The organism is Rhizobium mulingense (assembly GCF_029194105.1).
Classification (GTDB): domain Bacteria; phylum Pseudomonadota; class Alphaproteobacteria; order Rhizobiales; family Rhizobiaceae; genus Rhizobium; species Rhizobium mulingense.
Genome location: NZ_JARFVE010000008.1, coordinates 109,753 through 131,784, shown reverse-complemented (window position 1 = coordinate 131,784; position 22,032 = coordinate 109,753). Strand labels below are relative to the sequence as shown.

General features: G+C 62.7%; 25 protein-coding genes and 1 pseudogene. 8 read left to right on the top strand and 18 right to left on the bottom strand.

The window, feature by feature from the left end; genetic code table 11:
- Positions 1-103: 103 nt before the first annotated feature.
- From PYR71_RS19560 to PYR71_RS19550, 3 genes are all read right to left on the bottom strand, one after another.
- Positions 104-883 (bottom strand): VOC family protein, encoded by a 780-nt coding sequence (locus tag PYR71_RS19560; protein WP_275620532.1) that lies wholly within the window; start codon positions 881-883, stop codon positions 104-106.
- A gap of 46 nt (positions 884-929) precedes the next feature.
- Complete coding sequence (locus PYR71_RS19555) at positions 930-1,397, bottom strand: DUF1579 domain-containing protein (RefSeq protein ID WP_275620531.1); 468 nt, start codon at positions 1,395-1,397, stop codon at positions 930-932.
- A 90-nt stretch (positions 1,398-1,487) separates the two neighbouring features.
- On the bottom strand, positions 1,488-2,216 hold the full coding sequence (locus PYR71_RS19550) for a DUF899 domain-containing protein (RefSeq protein WP_183919823.1): 729 nt from the start codon (positions 2,214-2,216) through the stop codon (positions 1,488-1,490).
- An 86-nt stretch (positions 2,217-2,302) separates the two neighbouring features.
- On the opposite strand from PYR71_RS19550, the gene PYR71_RS19545 reads away from it, so the two are divergent.
- Positions 2,303-2,821 carry a MarR family winged helix-turn-helix transcriptional regulator gene (locus tag PYR71_RS19545; RefSeq protein WP_183919825.1) on the top strand — a complete coding sequence of 173 codons (519 nt, stop codon included), beginning with the start codon at positions 2,303-2,305 and terminating at the stop codon, positions 2,819-2,821.
- A 263-nt stretch (positions 2,822-3,084) separates the two neighbouring features.
- Here the strand turns inward: PYR71_RS19545 and PYR71_RS19540 are convergent, their stop codons facing one another.
- Positions 3,085-3,507, bottom strand: a complete 423-nt coding sequence (locus PYR71_RS19540; protein ID WP_038687646.1) for an organic hydroperoxide resistance protein — start codon at positions 3,505-3,507, stop codon at positions 3,085-3,087.
- Positions 3,508-3,750: 243 nt separating this feature from the next.
- Here PYR71_RS19540 and PYR71_RS19535 point away from each other — a divergent pair, with 243 nt between their 5' ends.
- Positions 3,751-4,233 carry a MarR family winged helix-turn-helix transcriptional regulator gene (locus PYR71_RS19535; RefSeq protein WP_275620530.1) on the top strand — a complete coding sequence of 161 codons (483 nt, stop codon included), beginning with the start codon at positions 3,751-3,753 and terminating at the stop codon, positions 4,231-4,233.
- A gap of 28 nt (positions 4,234-4,261) precedes the next feature.
- Here PYR71_RS19535 and PYR71_RS19530 read toward each other — a convergent pair whose 3' ends face one another.
- From PYR71_RS19530 to PYR71_RS19485, 10 genes are all read right to left on the bottom strand, one after another.
- Entirely contained in the window at positions 4,262-4,495 is a 234-nt protein-coding gene (locus PYR71_RS19530) for a hypothetical protein (RefSeq protein ID WP_183919831.1), read from the bottom strand.
- A gap of 166 nt (positions 4,496-4,661) precedes the next feature.
- Positions 4,662-4,898 carry a 30S ribosomal protein S21 gene (gene rpsU, locus PYR71_RS19525; RefSeq protein ID WP_009996690.1) on the bottom strand — a complete coding sequence of 79 codons (237 nt, stop codon included), beginning with the start codon at positions 4,896-4,898 and terminating at the stop codon, positions 4,662-4,664.
- A 54-nt stretch (positions 4,899-4,952) separates the two neighbouring features.
- Entirely contained in the window at positions 4,953-5,237 is a 285-nt protein-coding gene (locus PYR71_RS19520) for a cold-shock protein (RefSeq protein ID WP_097582792.1), read from the bottom strand.
- 234 nt (positions 5,238-5,471) lie between these two features.
- Positions 5,472-5,681 (bottom strand): cold-shock protein, encoded by a 210-nt coding sequence (locus PYR71_RS19515; RefSeq protein ID WP_004676036.1) that lies wholly within the window; start codon positions 5,679-5,681, stop codon positions 5,472-5,474.
- Positions 5,682-5,927: 246 nt separating this feature from the next.
- A complete protein-coding gene (locus tag PYR71_RS19510) occupies positions 5,928-6,662 on the bottom strand; it encodes a L,D-transpeptidase family protein (RefSeq protein ID WP_183919833.1) in 735 nt (244 codons plus the stop codon).
- A gap of 141 nt (positions 6,663-6,803) precedes the next feature.
- Positions 6,804-7,610, bottom strand: coding sequence for a L,D-transpeptidase (locus PYR71_RS19505; RefSeq protein WP_183919835.1), 807 nt, complete (start codon positions 7,608-7,610; stop codon positions 6,804-6,806).
- Positions 7,611-7,809: 199 nt separating this feature from the next.
- Positions 7,810-8,733: an alpha/beta hydrolase family protein gene (locus tag PYR71_RS19500; protein ID WP_275620529.1), complete on the bottom strand. Its 924-nt coding sequence runs from the start codon at positions 8,731-8,733 to the stop codon at positions 7,810-7,812.
- A gap of 120 nt (positions 8,734-8,853) precedes the next feature.
- Positions 8,854-10,479: a cisplatin damage response ATP-dependent DNA ligase gene (locus tag PYR71_RS19495; protein ID WP_275620528.1), complete on the bottom strand. Its 1,626-nt coding sequence runs from the start codon at positions 10,477-10,479 to the stop codon at positions 8,854-8,856.
- A gap of 198 nt (positions 10,480-10,677) precedes the next feature.
- Positions 10,678-11,688 carry a ligase-associated DNA damage response exonuclease gene (locus PYR71_RS19490; RefSeq protein WP_275620527.1) on the bottom strand — a complete coding sequence of 337 codons (1,011 nt, stop codon included), beginning with the start codon at positions 11,686-11,688 and terminating at the stop codon, positions 10,678-10,680.
- A 45-nt stretch (positions 11,689-11,733) separates the two neighbouring features.
- Entirely contained in the window at positions 11,734-12,540 is an 807-nt protein-coding gene (locus PYR71_RS19485; protein WP_275620526.1) for an alpha/beta fold hydrolase, read from the bottom strand.
- 122 nt (positions 12,541-12,662) lie between these two features.
- Here PYR71_RS19485 and PYR71_RS19480 point away from each other — a divergent pair.
- Positions 12,663-13,630: pseudogene (locus PYR71_RS19480) on the top strand (glycerophosphodiester phosphodiesterase family protein); the annotation flags it as partial.
- Positions 13,631-13,632: 2 nt separating this feature from the next.
- Here PYR71_RS19480 and PYR71_RS19475 read toward each other — a convergent pair.
- Positions 13,633-15,930, bottom strand: a complete 2,298-nt coding sequence (locus tag PYR71_RS19475; RefSeq protein ID WP_275620525.1) for a sensor domain-containing protein — start codon at positions 15,928-15,930, stop codon at positions 13,633-13,635.
- 231 nt (positions 15,931-16,161) lie between these two features.
- Here PYR71_RS19475 and PYR71_RS19470 point away from each other — a divergent pair, with 231 nt between their 5' ends.
- Positions 16,162-17,529, top strand: a complete 1,368-nt coding sequence (locus tag PYR71_RS19470) for a TIGR03808 family TAT-translocated repetitive protein (protein WP_275620524.1) — start codon at positions 16,162-16,164, stop codon at positions 17,527-17,529.
- A gap of 47 nt (positions 17,530-17,576) precedes the next feature.
- Here the strand turns inward: PYR71_RS19470 and PYR71_RS19465 are convergent, their stop codons facing one another.
- Positions 17,577-18,041 (bottom strand): YbhB/YbcL family Raf kinase inhibitor-like protein, encoded by a 465-nt coding sequence (locus PYR71_RS19465; RefSeq protein ID WP_275620523.1) that lies wholly within the window; start codon positions 18,039-18,041, stop codon positions 17,577-17,579.
- A 19-nt stretch (positions 18,042-18,060) separates the two neighbouring features.
- Positions 18,061-18,300, bottom strand: a complete 240-nt coding sequence (locus PYR71_RS19460; RefSeq protein WP_275620522.1) for a hypothetical protein — start codon at positions 18,298-18,300, stop codon at positions 18,061-18,063.
- 216 nt (positions 18,301-18,516) lie between these two features.
- Here PYR71_RS19460 and PYR71_RS19455 point away from each other — a divergent pair, with 216 nt between their 5' ends.
- Positions 18,517-19,182, top strand: a complete 666-nt coding sequence (locus PYR71_RS19455) for a glutathione S-transferase family protein (protein WP_275620521.1) — start codon at positions 18,517-18,519, stop codon at positions 19,180-19,182.
- Positions 19,183-19,264: 82 nt separating this feature from the next.
- Here the strand turns inward: PYR71_RS19455 and PYR71_RS19450 are convergent, their stop codons facing one another.
- The gene (locus tag PYR71_RS19450; RefSeq protein WP_275620520.1) at positions 19,265-20,161 is read right to left on the bottom strand and encodes a LysR substrate-binding domain-containing protein; all 897 of its coding nucleotides are present in this window, start codon (positions 20,159-20,161) and stop codon (positions 19,265-19,267) included.
- A gap of 112 nt (positions 20,162-20,273) precedes the next feature.
- Here PYR71_RS19450 and PYR71_RS19445 point away from each other — a divergent pair, with 112 nt between their 5' ends.
- The 3 genes from PYR71_RS19445 (at position 20,274) to PYR71_RS19435 (ending at position 21,966) form a co-directional block, all read left to right on the top strand.
- On the top strand, positions 20,274-20,474 hold the full coding sequence (locus PYR71_RS19445) for a hypothetical protein (protein WP_275620519.1): 201 nt from the start codon (positions 20,274-20,276) through the stop codon (positions 20,472-20,474).
- 37 nt (positions 20,475-20,511) lie between these two features.
- Positions 20,512-20,877, top strand: a complete 366-nt coding sequence (locus PYR71_RS19440; RefSeq protein ID WP_275620518.1) for an MmcQ/YjbR family DNA-binding protein — start codon at positions 20,512-20,514, stop codon at positions 20,875-20,877.
- Positions 20,878-21,171: 294 nt separating this feature from the next.
- On the top strand, positions 21,172-21,966 hold the full coding sequence (locus PYR71_RS19435) for a phosphodiester glycosidase family protein (protein WP_275620517.1): 795 nt from the start codon (positions 21,172-21,174) through the stop codon (positions 21,964-21,966).
- Positions 21,967-22,032: the final 66 nt, after the last annotated feature.

Here is a 22,032-nt window from a genome sequence, read left to right as displayed (position 1 = left end):
GGGTAGAAGGGGAATCGAGACGTCGCGGCATATCCCTTCTTCCCTCGGGGAGAAGGTGCCGGCAGGCGGATGAGGGGGCCGCTTGCGATCAAAAGTGGATCAACTACCGCTTCGGCGCCACCAGGCAGAAGAAGGCGCCCTGCGGGTCGGTGGCCTGGATGATCCAGCTGCCGCCGGGGACTTCCATCGGGCCGTTAACGACCTTGCCGCCGCCCGAGGTGACGCGTTCGATCGCGGCATCGAGGGTGGGCACGATGAAATAGTAGCACCAGAAGGGCATCGGCATGTTGTCCGGCTTGGTCATCATGCCGCCGGTCTGCCGGCCGCCATGGGCGAAGATGTAGTAGGTGCCCATCGGACCCATGTCCATCTCGCTGTCCTTCGTCCAGCCGAACAGCTTGGAATAGAAGGCGAGCGCGTCCTTGCCGTTGCCGGAATAGAGCTCGCGCCAGCCGATATTGCCCGGCGCGTCGAAGGCGAGTTCGGGCCAGGTCTGCTCCATCGGCGCCGGCGTCATGATGCAGATGACGGCGCCGTCCGGATCGGCGACCACGGCGAAGCGGCCGACGGTCGGGATGTCTTCCGGCGGACGGCGGACCGCACCGCCATTGGCGGCGAAATCCTTTGCCGACTGGTCGACATCGTCGACGCTGACATAACCCGTCCAGTTCGGCGGAATGCCCTGGCCTTCGAGTTCGGCCGGGAACTCCATCAGACCGCCAACGCCGATCCCGTTGGCCTGGAAGATCGTATAGGTCGGCATGCCCTCCACCTTCATCTCGGAGGTGGTCCAGCCGACGACGGAGCTGTAGAATTTCGCGGCAGCCGCGGTGTCTGGTGTCATCAATTCGCACCAGATGAACTTTCCATGCGTCTCAGACATTATACTCTCCCTTTGTCGGCGCCCCGCTTCGAGTGCGCCGCGATGGTCAGATCTTGCGGGTGTAATGCGCTTCCATGAACTGCTTCCACGAACCGTCGGCCTGTCTGGCGCTGGAGGTGAAGGTGCGGTGATCTGGGTTGATGAAGGTGATCTGCTCGCGGTAATCGGCCAGACCTTCGCCATTGAAGTCGGGTCCCGTCGTATAGAGGTCGAGCACATTGCCGGAGGCATCGACCTCGCCTTCATAGACCCACATGAAGTCCATCATCGAGCCGATCCAGCTGCCGACATATTTGCCCTTTTCGGCGTTGTAGCCGAGCGTCAGGATCGTCGTGGCCTGCTTGCCGTCGGGCATGCGGCCGTGCCCTTCGGCGACGAACCAGATGCCATGCAGCGAGCGGACGGTCTCCGTCCAGTCTTCGCCGCCGCCCATCTCGGGTGCGGTGACGCTCCAGTCGCCGATCAGCCTTTCCAGGAAGGAATGTTCCTTCAGCACTTCAGCCGTCTTCATCATCCTCTTCTCCCTTGAGTGATGGCGACCCCTATTCTTAGAGCATGGCGTCGTCCGGAAACCGCCCCACGAATTTCGGCATCATGTGCCTGCTCAGTGACAGCAGGATGGCGCCGTTTGAGCATCCTCATATTCGTCATGGCGGCGCACGAAATTCATTGTGCCCTGCTCGTTGCGGCCCTTCGGCGCGCGGTCGAGGATCATCAAAGTGCCGATCAGTTCCTCCGGCCCGCGGGCATAACTCGAATAGGTATGGAAGACCTCGCCCTTGTCGTTGCGGTAGAAGGCACTGAGGCCCGGCAGTTCGTCATGGGCCTCGGCCGGCTCAATAGCAGTGAAATTGTAGAAGACCTTGTCTTTGGCAAGATCCTCGGGGCTGAACGAAACGTGATAATCGAAATTGAAATCGCTGCCGAAGGATGACACCCAGGGAAATTTCCAGCCCATCCGCCTTTTGTAGGCGGCGATCTTCTCAAGTGGGGCGCGCGAGACGGCTACCCAGGTGACGTCGTGATGGTTGAGATGCGGCAGGGCGCCGTCGACGTGATCCGAGAGGAATGAGCAGCCGGGGCAGCCGGCCTCCCAATCCGGGCCGAGCATGAAATGATAGATCAGCAGCTGGCTGCGGCCGTCGAAGAGATCGGCAAGCGATTTCTTTCCCTCGGGCGTATCGAAGACGTAATCCTTGTCGACCTTCACCCAGGGCAGCGTCATACGGGCGGCGTTGACGCTGTCGCGCAGCTTTGTCGCCTCCTTTTCCTTCAAGAGCAGGGCGCGGCGGGCTTCCAGCCATTGCTCGCGGGAAACAACTTCGTTCTGCATGGAATGCGCCCTCCTCCGGCGCTGCCGGCGAGCCGGCCCATCTCCTTCTGCTTGACTAGAAAGATTGATATCAATATAAAATGGTCATGTCAAATTCGGTTGAAATTCCTTTTTCTACAACGCTGCTGGTGCGCGACACCTGCCTCTGCCTGCATGCGCAGCGAGCGGCGCGAGCGCTGGCCCGGCTGTTCGACGATGCATTGCGACCGGCGGGGCTGACCAACGGGCAGTTTTCACTGATGATGTCGCTGAACCGGCCGGAGCCGCCGCCGATGGGGCCGGTCGCCACCCTGCTCGCCATGGACCAGACGACGCTGACGGCGGCGCTGAAGCCCTTACAGCGCAAGGGCTGGGTGAGCGTGATAGAAAATCCGAAGGACCGGCGCGGCCGGCTGCTCGTGCTCACCGGCGAAGGCAAGACGGTGCTGGCAAGAGCGCTGCCTATCTGGAAAGAGACGCATGCGGCGCTCGACGACAGGCTGCCGGATGGCGGTGCCACGCGGCTGCGGCAGGATTTGCAGGCGGTGTCGGAGATGAGTGGTGAGGCATCGAAGCCGGCCGCTCGCCGCGCCGGCCGAGTTACAGCGCGGGTGATGGCCGAGTAGAGCTAACTGAGCACGCCTCGGATCCGAGAAATCCTTGGTTTCCAGCGATGCGACCAGAGTGTAGGTGCTCGGGTCAAGCCCGAGCACGACGGAGATTGAGGAGCAGGATTGGCTGGAGGCGAGAGACCTCCCCTTGCTCCGTCGTCCTCGGGCTTGACCCGAGGACCCATGCTGCGAGCACTGCGTTCATGTCAGCAGCAGAAAGCGACCGCCCCGGCTAAAGTCGAAGGCCGTCGCCGGCAGTTTTGCTGAGCGCGCCTCAATCAGGCGACCGTGACCGGAACTTCGGTCGAAGTGCGCATGGCGTGGCTGTAGGGGCAAACGATGTGAGCTGCCGCGGCAAGCTTTTCGGCGGTTTCGCGGTCGAGGCCGGGGATATTGACGGTCAACGCCACTTCGATGCCGAAGCCGGTGCCGTCTTCGCGCGGGCCAATGCCGACTTTGGCCGAGACCGTCGTTTCCTCCGGAATCTTGACCTTCTGCTGGCCCGCGACAAATTTCAGGGCACCGAGGAAGCAGGCGGAATAGCCGGCAGCGAAGAGCTGTTCGGGATTAGTGCCGGTCGCACCGTCGCCGCCGAGCTCTTTGGGAACGGTCAGCGTCACGTCCAGGACGCCGTTATCGGAAACGGCGCGGCCGGCGCGGCCGCCGGTGGCAGAGGCTTGAGTCGTATAGAGAATAGGCATGACAATCTCCTTTGGTTGGCCCTTCGATCGGGGTTGGTTTTCTATATCGCGCAATTAAATTGCACGCAAGTGAATTTTGCAAATTGCATTTCGGGATCGGAAAGAGGACAATCGGCGCCTTAGAACAGGATGATTTTAGGCCGGCTCGGCCTAAAATCTGAATCCTGCTCTACGTTAAAGTGAGAGCATGATGTCGTCCGAAAACCGCTCACACTTTTCGGCCTCATGCTCGGGGATGATGATATGAAAGCGCAAGCGACAAAGACGATCGAAATACCGGAAGAGGAGAAGCGGCTGGAAAAGCAGCTATGTTTCGCCGTCTACGCAACGGCGCATGCCTTCACCCGCGCCTATAAACCGATCCTCGACAGGGTCGGCCTCACCTATCCGCAATATCTGGTGATGCTGGTGTTGTGGGAGCGCAGCGAGCTGCCGGTGAAAACCATCGGCGAACAGCTGGACCTTGATTCCGGCACACTGTCACCGCTGTTAAAACGGCTGGAGCAAAGCGGTCTGATCAAGCGCATCCGCGACCTGCGCGACGAGCGGCAGGTCATCGTGTCGCTGACTCCGAAAGGCCAGGTGATGAAGGGAGAGGTCGATACGATCATGACGGCGATCGGGCAGGCCGCCGGCTGCACGCTGGAGGAGATGGGGCAGATGCGCGACATGCTGCATCGGCTGCGCGGCAATCTCGGCCGGGCCGGCGCCGCCGCCGGCGGCTGAAGCCTCCTGCCCGGGCCTGCTCGCCGAATTACGGCCGCCGCTGAGCGGATTTGGCCGGCGACCTGCGCTTCTTTGCCGGCACCGCTTCCGCTCCGGCTTCCGCCTCTTGCTGCAAACGCATCGCCTTCAGCTTTTCCGTCTTCTTGTCGCGAGCCGAGGCCTCGGCCGCGATGATGGCGCGGGCCGTCTGATCGGTGGTTTCCGCCTTGTCACGGGGTGACAGCTTGGCGGGATTGAAGAATTCTCCCTTGGTGGCAGTCATATACGCCTTTCTCAGGTGCTGGCGATATTGAGCCACGGCCGGGCCGCGATACCGCGGCCGTGATTTCGGGGACGGCCGCGACCCACGGCGGGCCGTGGTTCCACGTTGGCCCGCGGTGTAGCGGCCGGGCCGTGGTTCACGTTGGCCGCGATGCCGCGGCCGGGGATCAGCGGGCGCGGAGAACCTTTTTCGGCGCCGGCAGCAAGCCCTCACGCTGCATCTTCTTGCGGGCAAGCTTGCGCTGGCGGCGAATGGCTTCGGCTTTTTCGCGGGCGCGTTTCTCGGAGGGCTTCTCGAAGGCGCTGCGCGCTTTCATTTCCCGGAACAGACCTTCCCGCTGCATCTTTTTCTTGAGCACGCGCAGTGCCTGATCGACGTTGTTATCCCTGACGAGTACCTGCAAGATGATATCCTTTCTTCGGCGGCGACGCCGCACTGTCCATAATAAAACGCGGGACTATTTCCCAATCCTGATGCTCGAAAGTTTGAGCCAGGACCCGGCGCCGTCCGACTTGGCCACCGCCTCGGGGGACGCCTCACATGGTGATTTCCCGGTATCGATGTCGGCCTCGGTGATGCGGCGTTCGAAATTCTCGGCGTCAAACCTGACGCGATATTGCACATGCCCGTGGTCGTTGGGCAGAATGCTGGCGATTCGGCATCGCTTCTCGGCTTTCGCGGTGCGCGTGAGGCCGGATTTCAGCACGATCGTGTCGCCGACTTTGTAGTTTGGCCTGCCCATTGCAGTGTCCCTCGACTCTTCGGCTGTTCAATTGGTCAATCAAAGACCGCGATCAAAGCAAAAAGGCCGGGCGCGGACCCGACCTCTTCCCGTCACTCAGCCTATCCGCCGCCACTGGTGGTCGGCCCGCCGCCACTGGTGGTCGGCCCGCCGCCATCATTTGGTCGGCTCGCTGCCAGTACATCCGTGGTCAGCGTGCCGCCGTATCGGTGATCGGCGGAGGCGAATGACAAATCATGCAGCCTGCAGGTTGTCGGCGGCGTTCTTGCCCGAGCGCTTGTCGCGAACGAGGTCGTAACGGACCTTCTGACCTTCGGTGAGTTCGCGCATGCCGGCGCGTTCGACTGCCGAAATATGGACGAAAACATCCGTGGAACCATCATCGGGCTGGATGAAGCCGAAACCCTTGGTACCATTGAACCACTTGACGACGCCTGAATTCATAACGATCTCCTTCCAACCGTTTGTGTGCGCCCGGGAAGGATGTCCGCGGGCAATATCGATGTTGAGACGAGATCTGACGAAGCGCTCTTGGCGCATGGACAAAGGTCACAAGCAAAATTCGATAGGCACCATGTAGGCCTTTTGTCGAATTAAGCAATGCTAAATCAGAAATAAAACTTTTCCGAGCGGGGAATTGGCAGGCGGAAGAGAAGCAGAGGCGGCCGGCCGGCGGCCGCCCCGGCGGCATCATTGCCAGACGACGATCGGCGCCTTCGTCGGAACGCGATCGTAGAGATCGATGATATCTTGGTTCAGCAGCCGGACACAGCCCGAGGAGACGGCCTTGCCAATCGAGCGCCAATCGGGATTGCCGTGCAGGCGGTAGAGCGTGTCCTCGCCGTTCGAGAAGATATAGAGCGCGCGAGCGCCGAGCGGGTTCTTCAGGCCCGGCTCCATGCCGCCGTTCTCGATCGAGTATTTGACCAGTTCCGGCTGGCGGGCGACCATCTCGTTCGGCGGCTTCCAACGCGGCCATTTCTGACGCCACTGGATGACGCCCGACCCCTGCCAGGCGAAACCCTCGCGGCCGATGCCGACGCCGTAGCGCATCGCCATGCCGTCGGCCTGGACGAGATAGAGGAAGCGAGACGGCGTATCGACGACGATGGTGCCGGGTGGCTGGCCGGTGGGGTCGAGGACACGCTGACGATAATAGCGCGGATCGATCTCTTCATAGGGAACGGCGGGAATGAGGAAGCCACCGTCTTCGACCGGGCCGTACATAACGGCAAGCTCGGCGCCGCTCGGGACGCTCGACGCTCCCGGCGATTGGAACAGGCGCATGGGCGAACGGTAGATGATCGAGGTATCGCCCGATGTCACGGTGTTGGCGGAGGAGGCGCAGCCGGTGAGCGCGGAGGCCGCCGTCAGAGCCGAAAGGGAAAGGAAGCTACGGCGGGAAAGATGTCTATCGGAACTCATGACGCGGGACTGATTTCCTTTTGATGCGGGAATCCTGGAATAACGACATAAGGAAATCTATCGGCTTGCGCCAAATAAACCATAGCTTCACGCAGACGTGTTCCTGATGGAGCCGACGATATGGGCAGCGCTGTTGCAGCGCTACATCACAACGATCTCGGCCTTGGCTGGAAGGCGATCATAGAGATCGACGACGTCCTGGTTCAGCATGCGCACGCAGCCGGAGGATGTGGCCTTGCCGATCGACTGCCAGTCTGGAGTGCCGTGGATGCGATAGAGCGTATCCTGCCCGTCCTTGAAGATATACATGGCGCGCGCGCCGAGCGGGTTCTGCAGCCCCGGATTCATGCCGCCGTTTTCGGCGGAAAAAGCGCGAACATCGGGCTGGCGCGAGACCATTTCGGCCGGCGGCGTCCAGCGCGGCCATTTCTGCTTCCACTGGACGACGCCGCGGCCCGACCAAGCGTAGCCGTCGCGGCCGAGACCGACGCCATAGCGCATCGCCTTGCCGCCCGCCTCGACGAAATAAAGGAAACGCGCCTTGGTATCGACGACGACGGTGCCGGGGCGCTCGGTCGTCTGATAATCGACCTCCTGGCGCAGGAATTGCGGCTGCATGCGGCTGACCGGGATCGGCGGCAGGGTGAAATCCTCGTCGCGCAGCTCGCCATACATCGCCGCATGCACCGGATTGGTGACCGGCAGGCCATAGGTCTGGTGGAACTGGGTCTTGTAAAGCTCACGCGTCTGCGGCACCGGCTGGTCAGGGATGGGCCGCACCCGGCGCGGATCGACGCCGGGCGGCTGGTAAAAGACCGGCGAGGTTTCCTGAACGAAGCGGGCGGGCGAATCGGCGGCGACATCGGGAATGAGGATGTTGCAGCCGCTGAGCGGCGCTACAGCAATCATAAGCCCGGCAATCGGAAAAACCCGGCGCATAAAATTCATGGGACCACCCTTATCAACGATCGGCGAGACGGCGATATTGCCGGAAGGATGGCATGCTCGGCTGGCGCGAGGCTGGCGTTGGGGTGGGAAAGACCAAGTCGAGCAAAATGATAAACCCGCCGCCAGGGTCGGCGACGGCGAGCTCATGCGTAATCAATCGTCCATTATGCTCCGGCAGCCTTGCCGGCATCGGCAGAGCTTACGCCGCTACTCCGTGGAAGAAGCGGATGCTCTGTTCGATCTCAGCCGGCAGCGCCGAGGTGTGGTTGCCGGCGACCGTGTCGGTTTCGATATGAATGCCGGCGGCGCGGGCGCGGCGGGCGAGCAGATCGGCACGGTCGTTGAAATGCGGCTCTTCGGTGCCGTGAAGCACCCGGATGGGGCATTTGAAGCTGTGGGCGTAACAGAGCGCCGAACGCACCTCGAATTCATGCGCATTGCTGTCGTCGAAGCGGATGTCCTGAGGATAGCGGCTGAAGAAGCGGAAGGCGTTCGGATTGCCGGAAATCGGCGCGGCGGCGCGGAACTTATGGGTGCTCATCGCCGTCAGCATGGTCAGCGTGCCGCCGATACTGTGGCCGGCGATGAACAGGCGCTGGGGATCGACGCCCGGCAGATGCGCCAGGCGCTCGGCGGCGGCGAGAACGTCATCGACCTCGTCGTAAAAGCCGGAGAAATTGCCCCTCTGGCCGTTTTCGCCGCGCAGCGACGGCATCATCACGACATAACCGGCATCCATATAGGGCTTCATCAACTGCCAGTGGCCGGTCCCCATGGCATTGCCGCCGTGCAGGAAGAGCACGGCCGGCTTGGCCGCGCGCTCGCGCTTGTATTTCGACACCCAGGCGACCAGTTCCAGCTCGCCGCCATAGCCGGAGCGGTAGAAGATCTTCTCGGCGTCGGCAGGCGCAGTCAGCGATTCGTATTTATCGGGCGCTGGGCCCTTCTGCAGGAGCTTCGTGCGGAAGTGGCGGCGGACCTCGGCGTAATCGTGCTTGGCAAGGCGCGGCTCGTCCGGCACGTCGAAAGCGGCCGCCACGCGCGGCAGGACGAGCGCGCCGGCAAGACCCGCCAGCACGGCACGGCGTTGCCGGAAAAAGCAATTTTGTTCATGCGAGCTCATGACGCAGCACCCAAATCATTTCCCCGGCCCGCAAGATTTGCACCGGAAACCGCGCTGCCGCCAAGACACATACTGTTGAAAATATCGCCCTGCGTCATTGTTGCGCAGGCGGCCGGCAACTCAGCCTGGCTTGGCGTCGATCATGGCGATCAGCGTGCGCAGGCGGTCGGCCTCGTAAGGTGGCTTATCCGGGCGAAGGCGGGCGATGCGCGGGAAGCGCATGGCGACCCCGGATTTGTGCCGCGTCGAGCGGTTGATGCCCTCGAAGGCGACTTCGACGACGAAGCCGAAATCCCGGTCGGCGCGGACGGCGCGCACCGGGCCGAAACGCTCTGTCGTATTGTTGCGCACGAACTTGTCGAGCAGCTCGAGTTCGGCATCGGTGAAACCGAAATAGGCCTTGCCGACCGGCACCAGCTGCTCGCCGTCCTCGTCGTCGGCCCAGACGCCGAAGGTGAAATCGGAATAGTAGCTCGAGCGCTTGCCGTGGCCGCGCTGGGCATACATCAGCACAGCATCGACGTTGTATGGATCACGCTTCCACTTGAACCAGGGGCCCTTCATGCGGCCGGCCTGATAGATGCTGTCGCGGCGCTTGATCATCACGCCTTCGATAACCGGATCGGGCGGGGCGGCGCGCAAAGCGTCAAGCTCGCCCCAGGACGAGAAAGGCACGAGCGGCGACAGATCGAAACGATCATGGGGGGCGCGGTCGATAATATCGGCGAGACGCTCGCGTCGATCGATATAGGTGCGGCCGCGAATATCTTCCTCATCGTCGAAGAGCAGGTCATAGGCGCGGATGAAGGCGGGGTAATCATCGAGCATCCTCGCCGTCACCGTCTTGCGGTTCAGCCGCTGCTGCAGGTCGGAGAAGGTGCGGGTCGGGCTGTTGGAGCGGGCGGTGCCGCCGACCAGCAACTCGCCGTCGACGACGCCGGAAAAATTGATCGCCTCAAGAATATCGGGAAAGGCGCCTGAAATGTCGTCGCCGGAGCGTGAATAGATCTTGCGCCTGTCGCCGGAGCGGGAAAGCTGGACGCGGATGCCGTCCCATTTCCACTCGGCGGCATAGTCGGCCGGATTAAGACTGGCCAGATCGCCCTCCTCCACCGCATTGGCGAGCATGACGGAATGGAAGATCGCCGGAGTGGCGAGTACCGGTTTTTCACCGCCGCCCGCGAGCCATCGGAACAGCGTCTCGTAAGGCGGCTGCAGGCCGTGCCAGAGGGTTTCGATCTCGGCGACGTCCTTATCGCCGAGATCGGCCAGCGCCTGCTTGGCAAGGCGGGCGGACACGCCGATGCGCAACGCGCCGGTCGTCAGCTTGATGAAGGCGAAACGGCCGGAGGAATCCAGCCGGTCGAGCAGATCGCGGACGTAGCCGCGCACTTCCGTGCGGCCGAGCGCGTTCATGCGGGTGACGACCTCGCCGAGTCGCGGCTGGGCCAGGGCCGAGCGGTCTATGTCCCGCTCATTGTCCCAGACGAGCGAAATGGTCTCGGCGAGATCGCCGACATAGTCGTAGGAATAATGGAACAGCACCTCGTCCATGCGCTCCAGCACCAGATCGCGCAGCATGGCCGGCTTGACGTTGCGCACCTCCAGCGTGCCGGCAATCGCGGCAAGACCGTAGCCGCGGTCGGGATCGGGCGTGTCGCGGAAATAGTCGGTCAGCAGCTTGAGCTTGCCGTTGCGGCTGGGGGTGAGAACCAGGCGGTCCAGGAGGTCGGCGAAGGCTTTCATGATGGCCTCCGTGCTTGGGAAAAAGACCCCTCCCCAACCCCTCCCCACAGGTGAGAGGGGCTAACCCGCGGCGCTGCGCTGCCCTCTTTCGACCTCGTTCGCAGCAGAGATTTTGCGGTGGGACGGTGCGAGACGTTAAGCCCCTCCCCCTTGTGGGGAGGGGATGGGGAGGGGTTTTGGTCCAGCACGCAGCTCATCTCAATCCGCCTCATCCTCATAACCCACCAGATGCAGCGGTTTCGCCTTGATGCCCTGCAACTGACACCAGCGCACCAGCGCCTCCTCGCGGCCGTGGGTCACCCAGACCTCGGCCGGGTGCAGCTCCCGGATCGTTTCGGTCAGTTCCGGCCAGTCGCAATGATCGGAGATGACGAGCGGCAGTTCGACGCCGAGCTGTTTGGCGCGCTGCCGCACCAACATCCAGCCGGAGGCGAAGGCCGGCAATGGTTCGTTGAAGCGTCGTGCCCAGCGGTCGGCAAAGGCCGAGGACGGGCCGATGACGACGGCGCCCTTGAAGGCCGACTTGTCGCGGCTTTCGATCGTGGCGGGCTGCAGCTCGCCGAGATCAATGCCTTGGCCGGCATAATAGTCGCAGAGCTTTTCCATGGCCCCGTGGATATAGATCGGTTCGGCATAACCGGCATCGCGCAGCAGCCGGATGACGCGCTGGGCCTTGCCGAGCGCATAGGCGCCGACGAGATGGGTGCGCTCGGGAAATTGCCGGAGCGAAGCCAGCAGCTTGCCGGTCTCGTCGAGCGGATCGGGATGATGGAAGACCGGCAGGCCAAAGGTCGCCTCGGTGATGAAGACATCGCAGGCAACCGGCACATAGGCCGCGCAGGTCGGGTCGGGACGGCGCTTGTAATCGCCGGAGACGACGATGCGGGTGCCGTTCTTCTCGATGGCGATCTGGGCCGAACCGAGCACATGGCCGGCGGGATGAAAGATCACTTTGACGCCGTTGACCAGCAGCTCCTCGCCAAGGGCTGCAGCCTGCTCGCTGGCACAAAAGCCGTCGCCGTAGCGCAGCCGCATGATGTCGAGCGTCTGGCGGGTGGCGAGCACGTTCACGTGACCGGGCCGGGCGTGATCGGAATGGCCGTGGGTGACGAGCGCCCGCTCCACCGGGCGCACCGGATCGACATAAAATCCGCCTTCCGGGCAATAGAGCCCTTCCGGGGCAGGATAAAGCAGCGCGTCAGCTCTCATGCTGCAAGAGATAGCGGGAACTGGGCGCGAGGCCAGAGGGAACGTTCAAGACGGAAGCCCGTCGAGGAAGGACAGCACTGCGGCGTTGAACTCGGCCGGCCGCTGCAGCGGCGCAAAATGGCTGACGCCCTTGAGATAGATCATCTGAGCGTCCGGAATGCTGCGGGCGAGATATTCCGCATGTTCCGGCTTGATGAATTCGTCATGTTCACCGAGCACGATTGCCACCGGCACGCCGATGCGGTTGAGATCGGCGGCCTGATAATTCGGCTCCGTCCGCATCATCAGGCTGACCGCCTCGACGAAGGGATGAAAATCGTCCGGCGTGGCCGACAGTTCGGCGTAATCCCTGGCATGCCTCGCGAAACAGCGGTCGATGCGCGGGGTGGCGACGAATTCCAGCGTGCCGCTCGGATCCATGTTGCAGGCGAAGAAGAACACTCCCTCGACACGTGACGGCGCCGTCATGGCGAGGATAAGGGCGATACAGGCGCCGTCGCTCCAGCCGATAAAGGCCGCTTTGTCCAGAGAGAGGTCATCCATGACCGCAAGTACGTCGGCGGCCATTAGCTCATAGGTGTAAGGACGGGCTTCGCGGCTGCTGCGGCCATGACCGCGGCTGTCGATCAGCACGACGCGGCGGCCACGTTGGAGCAGCGCCGGGACCTGATAGCCCCAGTTGCCGCTATGGCCGAGACCGCCGTGCAGCAGGATGACGGCCGGCCCGGCGCCGTAGCTCGCATACCAGATGCGGGCGCCCTCCCGCCCGACATGGCCTTCGACTGCGGCCGGCGGCAAGGGGGCCGTGCCGTGGTCTTCGAAATGGATGAGCTCGTCGTCGTGTCGTTCCATGGCGATGACAGTCCTTTCGGGTTTATCGGCGGCCAGCATAGAAAAGCCGGAAAACAGCCCAAGAACAACCAGAATCGCTTTCTAGCTGTTGCGTCCTTCGATGCAATCAGGGGGAGCAATATGGGCAGGATCTTTTCTATTGCGCCGGCGCATTCGCGCTCGCCGCGGCCGGTGTCTATCTCAACAATAGCAGCCTGCTTGCCGAGCATCGGCCGGGAAGCCCGGTGCTGCTCGCCCATCGCGGCATCGCCCAGCGCTTCGACGAGACCGATCTGAAGAATGACACCTGCACGGCGAGCCGCATGCTGCCGCCGAAACACGATTATCTGGAGAATACCATCCGCTCGATGCAGGCGGGCTTTGCCGCCGGCGCCGATATCGTCGAGATCGACGTGCATCCGACGACGGACGGGCAGTTCGCCGTCTTCCACGACTGGACGCTCGACTGCCGCACCGACGGGCACGGCGTCACCCGCGAGCAGGCGATGGCTGACATGAAGAAGCTCGACATCGGCTATGGCTACACCGCCGATGGCGGCAAGAGCTTTCCCTTTCGCGGCCGCGGCCTCGGCATGATGCCGACGCTTGCCGAGGTACTGTCGACCTTTCCGGATCGGCGCTTCCTGATCAACGTCAAGAGCCGCGACCCTTCCGAGGGCGAAAAGCTCGCCGCCGTGCTCAACGGGCTTTCCACCGAGCGACGGGCCGAGATCATCGTCTATGGCGGCGACGAACCGATCGACGTCATCCGCCGGCGCGTGCCCGATATCAAGACCGCCTCGCGCCAGAGCCTGAAGGGCTGCCTCACCGGCTATATCGGCTATGGCTGGACCGGCCTGCTGCCGGATGCCTGCAAGCAGCGGATGATGCTGGTGCCGATCAATATCGCCCCCTGGCTCTGGGGCTGGCCCGACCGCTTCCTCAACCGAATGCAGGATGCCGGAACGGAGGTCTTCGTGCTCGGCCCTATCGCGGCAGCGAATTCTCCACCGGCATCGACGACACCACGCAACTTTCGCAACTGCCGCAGAACTTCTCCGCCGGCATCTGGACAAACGACATCGAAGCGATCGGCAAGGCGATGAAATAAGGTCAGCGGAGCTGCGTCTGCAACAATCGGAGAATCTCCTCCGGCGAAACCGGCCGGGAGAAGCGATAGCCTTGAGCCTCCTCGCAGCGCGCGTGACGCAGGAAATGCATCTGGGCGTCGGTTTCGACGCCTTCGGCAAGCACCGAAAGCTTCAACGTCTGCGCCAGCGAAATCACAGCCGAAACGATGGCGACGGCGGTCTTGTCGCCCGGCAGCGCCTCGACCAGCGAACGATCCATTTTCAGCCGGTCGAAGGGGAAGGTCTTCAGCGCCGCAAGACTGGAATAGCCGGAGCCGAAATCGTCGATCGACAGGCGCACGCCGAGCGCCCGCAGCGATGCCATCATCGCCAGCGCGCGTTCGGCATCTTGCATCACCACGCTTTCGGTGACCTCGAGCTCCAGCCAATGGGATTGCAGGCCGTGACGCTCCAGCGCCTCGGCGACATGGCTTGCGAAATCCGGATCGGCGAACTGCTTGGCCGAGACGTTGACGGCGATCGTCAGCGGCGCCACACCGGTATCCTGCCAGGCGCGTGCCTGGCGGCAGGCCTCGTTCAGCACCCAGAGGCCGAGGGGAACGATGAGGCCGGTCTCTTCGGCGAGCGGGATGAAATTGATCGGCGGCACCCTGCCCTTTGCCGGATGGTTCCAGCGGACCAGCGCCTCGATGCCGGTGATGCGGCCGGTGGCGACATCGACTTGTGGCTGATATTCCAGGAACAGCTGATCACCTGTTATCGCCAGGTGCAGTTCCTCGTGTTCGCCGAGCGGCATGCCGACCGATGTGCCGGCGCCATCGTGATGCTGCAGCGTGTTGCGGCCGAGCTGCTTGGCCCGGTACATGGCGCTGTCGGCATTGGCAAGGAGTTCTTCGGCGGTTGCGCCGTCGACGGGGAAAGCGGCAACGCCGATGCTCGCGGTGATGGCGATATCGCCGCTCTCACCGCGCATCGGCCGGTTGATCGCCTTCTGAAGTTCGCGCAGGCGGCGGGAGATGCCGGCATCGTGGCTCGACTGGTGGACGAGCACCACGAGGAATTCGTCGCCGCCGAGCCGCACCACCATATCCGAGGCGCGGACGCTGTTGGCCATGCGGGTGGCGATCTCCTTCAGCACCTCGTCGCCGGCGGCGTGGCCGCGGCCGTCATTGACGTCCTTGAAATTGTCGAGATCGATATAGGCGACGGTGACCTTGCGGTTGTTGCGTCGGGCCTGATTGAGGATATTGGCCAGCCGCTCCTTCAGGAAGGCGCGGTTCGGCAGGCCGGTGAGATCGTCGTGATGGGCCATGAAATGGATGCGATCGTCGACCCGCTTGCGCTCGATGGCGATGCCGGCGATATGGGTGGCGAGCGCCACCAGCTTCATTTCATGCTCTGTGGGACGGCGGACTTCCCTGGAATAGAGGGCGAAGGTGCCGAGCACATTATTCTCAGAGGTGGCGATCGGCGTCGACCAGCAGGAGCGGAAGCCGAAGGGGGCAACCAGCGCGCGGAAATCCTCCCAAAGCGGATCGCTCATCACGTCCTCGACGATCACGGTCTGGCCGCGCCAGGCGGCGGTGCCGCAGGAGCCGACCTTGGGGCCGATGGTAACGCCGTCGATCAGGCGGCTGTAGCCGCCGGGCAGATTGGGAGCCGCGCCATGATAGAGCCTGGTGCCCTCGCTGTCGAGCAGCAGCACCGATCCGTCGATGCCGATGAGTTGCGCCTCGATCATCAGCACCAGCGCCTCGAGAATCATCGGCAGCGGCTCGTTGCAGGCGATCATTTCGAGCAGTTTCGCCTGTTCGCGATGGAGATCCTCCTGGAGCTTGCGTTCGGTGATATCGCGGGAAACGCCGATCAGCCCGACGATTTCGCCGCTTCCATTGCGCAGCGGTATCTTCGAGGTCAGCCGGCAGACCGGCCTGGGGCTGCCTGGAAGAACGACCGCTTCCTCCATGTCGATCCGAGCTTCGCCGCTCGCCATGATCTGCTGCTCGATGTCGAAATGCCGGCGCGCCACCTCGAAATCGAACAGGTCGAAATCGCGCTTGCCGGTGATCTCTTCGACGCTCCTGAAGCCAAGGTTGCTGGCGGTGACGGCATTGGCGAAGACGAAGCGGCTGTCGCGATCCTTGACATAGAGGAAATCCGGCAGTTCGTGGATGATCGCTTTCAGGCGCAGGTTCTCGACGTCTTCGGAGAGGTGGTAGGCGGTCGACGCCATCATCGCCTCGGTCGCGGCGACGAAGCGCCGCGTCTCGGCCGTCAGGGCCTCGGCCGATTCCCATCGCCTGGCACTCGTTTCGTGCATGACGCCATTCTCCCCCGCCCCGCGATCGTCGTTTCCCTTTAAAGTAGTCCTGAAGTCCTTCGGCTTGCTTAAGTGAAAGAGTGAACAACACGCCAAAATAAGCGGCGAGATCCTGCCCTCAACCTTGGCGGCAACCGCAATTTCGCGCGCCCGGGAAAAGCCTGTGCCATAAGAAGACAGGCGGGATGGCACGTTTCCTGCTAGAGGCGGGCCATGACAGGAGAGCCCGGAATGCCTTCACGCCGCGACATGCTTCTCTTTCTCGCCGCCTCGGCGGTCGCGGGCGGGACGTCGCGCGCGTTTGCCTCGCCGCTGACGGCTGCTGCCCAGCCTGATCTGCGCGGCGCGATCGACGCGGTGGAATATCGCGCCATCCCCGAAAGCGGCGACCGCAAGGCCCGCAACCTGGAGCAGATGATCAAACAGGCAGCGGCCGAGAACGTGCCGGTCTTCCTGCCGCCCGGCACCTACCGGATCTCCAATCTCACCTTGCCCGACAATACCCGCATCACGGGCGTGCCCGGCGCTTCACGGATCGTCTACACAGGCGAAGGCCATCTCTTCGCGGCCGAGAATGTGCGGCGCATCGAGCTTTCCAATCTCGTCATCGACGGCGGCAACCGCTGGCTCGGCGATTATGCCGGCGGGCTCGTGCAATTTACCGGCGTCGACGAGGTGCTGATCGACAATTGCGAAATCGGCGGCAGCCGCAAGCACGGCCTGCAGCTGGAGCGCTGCGGCGGACGGATCGAGCGCAGCCGCGTCTCGGGCGCCGCCCAGGCGGGACTTTATGCGGTGGATTCCGCCAATCTTTCGGTCACCGGAAATACGATCGCCGATTGCGGCAATGGCGGCATTCTCGTGCATCGCTGGAAGAAGGCGGAAGACGGCACGGTCGTTTCCGGCAACCGGATTTCCAACATCCGCGCCAATGACGGCGGCACCGGCCAGAACGGCAACGGCATCAACATCTTCCGCGCCGACGGCGCAATGGTGGTGAACAACCAGATCTCCGACTGCGCCTTTACGGCGATCCGCGCCAACTCCGCCTCGAATATCCAGATTAACAGCAACCAGTGCCGGCGCTCCGGCGAGACAGCGATCTATGTCGAGTTCGCCTTCGAGGGTGCTGTGGTCTCCGCCAACCTGATCGACGGGGCGGCCAACGGCATCTCGATCGCCAACTTCGACGAAGGCGGCAGGCTTGCCAGCGTCACCGGCAATGTCGTGCGCAACCTGACGCTGAAGGGCCCCTACGAGCACGAGGTCGGCTTCGGCATCGGCATTGCAGCGGAGGCCGATACGCTGGTGTCGGCCAATGTGATCGAAGGGGCGCCGCGCTGGGGAATGCAGATTGGCTGGGGCGCCTATCTGCGCAATGTCGTCGTCAGCGGCAATGTCGTGCGCAAGGCCCCGGTCGGCTGCGCCGTCTCGGTCGCCGAGGGCGCCGGCACTGCAGTCATCACCGACAACATCTTCCAGGAAATCGCCGAAGGCGCGGTTCTCGGCTTCGAGTGGGAGAAACGGGTCTCCGGCGAGCTGACGGAGGGCGGCTCGCCCTATGGGCAGCTCACCATCGAGCGAAACCGCATGTCCTGACGGACGGGGCGGCTTTCAAATCTCACGCGCGTGAATTCATAGCGTCGTCACTGCGTCTGATAGGTGCCGGTGACGGTCGCTTCCGCCAAGGCATGTTTCTTTGCCTCCGCCCACATGGCGCGGATGCCGGCGGCATCGGGTGTGAGAAGCTTCGGCACGTCGAGGGCAGCGAGGCGAAAGATATAATAATGCGGGCGATCGCCGGCCGGCGGTTGCGGGCCGTCGTAACGGGCGTTCCCGAAATCGTTCTTGTAGAACCGCGGCGCCTGTTCGGGTGCAGTGTCGACGCTTTCGGCAAGGGTCGTCCACTGCGCCGGGATATTGGCAATACCGCAGTGGCGGAACGTGCCACGGGGGGCATCCGGATCCTCGACCACAAGAGCAAAGCTCCTGGTCTGGTCGGGGGCGCCGCTCCAGGCAAGCGGCGGAAAGAGATTCTCGCCCGCGCGCGCATACTTCTTCGGGATCGGCTGATCCTGCGCGAAGGCTTTGCTGATCAATGTCAAGGTCATGACATTCTCCTTTGTCTTCTCAGGAACGGCCGCTTCCCTTCTTATGCTCGCTTTCCTGGTTGCGGCCGCGCATGATCGCGCGATCGTCGTTTCCGGTATCCGGATCCGGCTTCAGATCGCCTCCTTTGCGATGCGCTTGCCTCGCCTGCGAATTGCGCTGCAGATCTGCTGCGGCGTCGAAATCCTCACCGGCATTTGCCGTCTTCTCGCGTTTTTCGATGACGCGAAGCTGCTGTTCATGCGTCTTCTTCCCCGTCATGACATTCCTCCTGTCTCAGCACACGCCCCTACCTTTAGGGTCGAACCCGCCGGCCTTCTCGTTGTTCCCCAGACCGGGAATTGTGCTGCCGACTGATGGCGATTTCCGGCATTACGCAGCCGCATCAAAAGCTTTCATCGTCCCATCAGCGGCCAGGACTTTTTCGAGCGAGGTCCGGCGTTTACGGTTTCTCCGACACATCGAAAGGGTATGGCCATGCTGACAATTTACGGAGTCTATCGATCGCGCGCCTCGCGCGTCTACTGGATGGCGCATGAGCTGGGGCTCGAATTCCGGTCCGTGCCGGTGCTGCAGGCGAGGCGACTCGCGGAGCCCCTATCCGAGGGAGCGCCGCTCAATACGCACTCGCCTGATTTCGCCGCCGTCAATCCGATGGGGCAGATCCCCAGCATTCGCGACGGCGACCTCGTCATGCACGAGTCGCTGGCGATCAATCTCTACCTCGCCCGCAAGCATGGCGGTCCGCTTGCCGGACAAACCGTCGAAGAAGACGGATTGCTGACGATGTGGACGATCTGGGCAGCCTCGCAGGTAGAGCCGCATTCGGTCAGGATCGTGCTCACCTATGATAACGGTCTCGAAAACAGCGCCGAGGGCAAGGAGACGATCGCAGCCGCCTGCTACGGGCTGCGCCGGCCGCTTGCCGCACTCGAAAGCCACCTTGCCGGTCGGCAGTGGATCGTCGGCGACCGGTTCACCGTTGCCGATCTCAACATCGCCGAGGTGCTGCGCTATGCCCAGAGCGAGGCAGCGCTTTTCGATGCCAATCCGAACATCAAGGCCTGGATCGAACGCTGCCAGTCGCGCCCTGCCTACAGGGCGATGCAGGCGGGCCGCAGCAAGGAACCGGCCGAGGTTTGATCTAAAGCGCGTCGCGCTTTAGCTTTTTGTTTTTGCGCGTGTCGTTACCGCGAAACCGCTGCACACTTTTGCGCGACATGTCTTAGCGGAACAACGCCAGCGTGCCGGCCATTTCCTCGCGGATCCAGGCCTTGAAATCCTTGACTTTCTTCGGCTCGCGCACACCCTCGGCGGTGATGAAATAATGACCGAAGCCGGTCTTGGCGCGAATGCCGAAGGGGGCGACCAGCCGGCCCTCGGCAAGCGCAAAGTGGGCGAGCGTCTGCCAGGCAAGCATGACGCCCTGCCCGGCGATCGCCGCGTCGAGGCAGAGCGAAGCGTCGTTGAAGACGTGGCGGGTCGCAAGCGTCGCGCCCGAGAGCCCGGCCTCGCGCATCCAAACCTCCCAGCTGAACATGGCGCGACCATCGATGACCGCAGGTAACGCCAATATATCGGCAGGTTCGCGCAGTTTCGCCGCCATCTCGGGCGAGCAGACGGGAAAGACCTCCTGTTGCAGCAGCAGCTCGGCCTTCACGTCGGGCCATTTGCCGGTACCAACGCGGATGCCGATATCGACATCGCCGAGCGCCGGATTAACGAGATTGGTGGTTGCGTCGAGCCGCAGCTTGATGTCGGGATAACGCTCGGCGAAACGATCGAGCCGGCAGACGAGCCAGCGGGCGGCGAAGACCGGCGCCACCGAGATGGTCAGGATCGTATCGTCCTTGCGGCTGGCGATCGACACCGCCTGAGAAAGACGGGCAAATCCTTCGTCGAGCGCCATGAGCACAGGCCGGCCGGCTTCGGTAGCGATCATGCCGCGGGCGGTGCGCTCGAAGATCACCTGTCCCAGCTGTGCCTCAGCCTTGATCACCTGCTGGCTGACGGCGCCGACCGAGACACCAAGCTCGTCGGCGGCCGCCTGCAGCGAGCCGAGACGGCCGACCGCCTCCAGCGCCCTGAGGCCGTTGAGATGTACCGTATTCAGGTTCTTCATATAGTTTTTCTATAGCAGCGCCGCGGTAAACTCAATTGAAAATCCGTCCGCGCAAGCCGACATTGCAGCATAGGATCATGATCCAGCACCGCTGGAGAAAGCGAGGCCTGCCGTGTCGTTGCTGAAGTTTTTCTTGAAGCCTATTGCTGGCATCAGCAGGACGCAACCTACCAACACCCCGACCTGGGAGGAGGATCCACTGCGCCATCCAGAGGTCGAGCGCATGTCGCTGCGCGAAATCGCCGATCTGCCGCTCGGGGCGGAGACCGGTTTTCACCCGCAGGAGAGACCTGCGCTGGCGAAATGCGCGTGAAGATATGCTAGGCTCCGCCCGAGAAAAAGGGCGGACAATGGCCGGCGAAGTCGACCTTATCTTCGAACGTCTGAAGCGCCTGGTGGCGGAAGCCGGCCGGCCCGACGTCGAGGAGAGCACCTCCTATGGCAATCCGGCGCTGAAAGTTGCCGGCAAGAGTTTTGTGGCGGTGAAAAACCCCGAGACGATCGTCATCTCGACTTCGCTCGACGACAAGGATCATCTCCTGGAAATGGCACCGGACATCTACTTCCAGACCGATCATTATGTCGGCTGGCCGCATCTGCCGCTGCGCGCCGCCCTGATCGGCGACGAGGAATTGCGGCTGCGGCTGATCGGCGCCTGGCTGTTCCGGGCGCCGAAGAAGCTGGCCAATCGTTTCGGGCGTCAGCCCCGATCATAGGCCGGAGCGCGCTGAACGGCGGGGCGCTGCAGCATGCGGGCGTGGTGGGAGCAAGGCGGCGAAATCATCGGCAGTCAGTTTGACGATCATGTTATTCTCGGAGCTTGAGACGTGCGTCCGCTTTGGCGGGCGAGGGTATTTGCGGGTCGGTCGTAGAAAAACCTTACTTGGAACCTGCATTCGCCCGACGTCACGTCAACCCCGGCGTCGCGAAGCCTATCTGTTTCAGCAAAGAGATTTTCAGTGCCAGCAATTCGAAAAATCCTATTCGGACTCCTAGCAATTTTAACGGTCGTGATTGTCGTCAGCGCCGGCTGGCTCTGGCAGGTCGCGGGTGTCTACGGTTTCAACACCGTCTTGCGGCGCGGTGGAACCTATTGGACCGACATGAAACCTGACGACGAGCGCCTTTCCGCCTCCATGCGTTTGGCGTTGAGCCCCGTGATCCCCGCGGTTCTGCCCGGACCGCTGGTCTGGCACGAGCCGGAGACGGGCTTCGAGGTGGCGGAGCTGCCGGTTCTTGCCGATGGCGGCGAAGTCGATCGGATATTTCTCAGCAGAGTTGACCCGGCCCGCTTTCGATTTGTCACGCATAATGCGGCTGCGGGCGATACCGGCATCGACGAATGGGAAAAGGCTTTGCCTAACGCCGTGCTCATCGTAAACGGCAGCTATTATGACATGCATGGCAGGCCCGACACGCCCTTCGCCAGCGAGGGCATTGCGATGGGTCCTCAGCAATATGACGCGAAGGCGGGCGCCTTCATTGCCGGCAAAGACACTGCCGATATCCGCGATCTGACGCATCAAGACTGGCAGGCAGCTTTTGCCGGCGCGTCGAACGCCATGGTCTCCTATCCGCTCCTGATCGGCGATGACGGGCAGACGCATGTGAATGTGAAAAGCCGCTGGCTGGCGAACCGTACCTTTGTCGCCAAGGACGATTTGGGGCGTGTCGTCATCGGGACGACAAAGGAGGCATTCTTTTCCCTCGACCGGCTGGCAGAGTTTCTCAAGACCTCGCCGCTCAATCTCAAGATCGCGCTCAATCTTGACGGCGGTCCCGTCGCCTGCCGGAGTGTCGGCTGAATGGCTATCGGCAAAAATTCTACGCAAGGTGGGAGTCTCAGGCGGACGGCAACAGAGTAAGCCTGC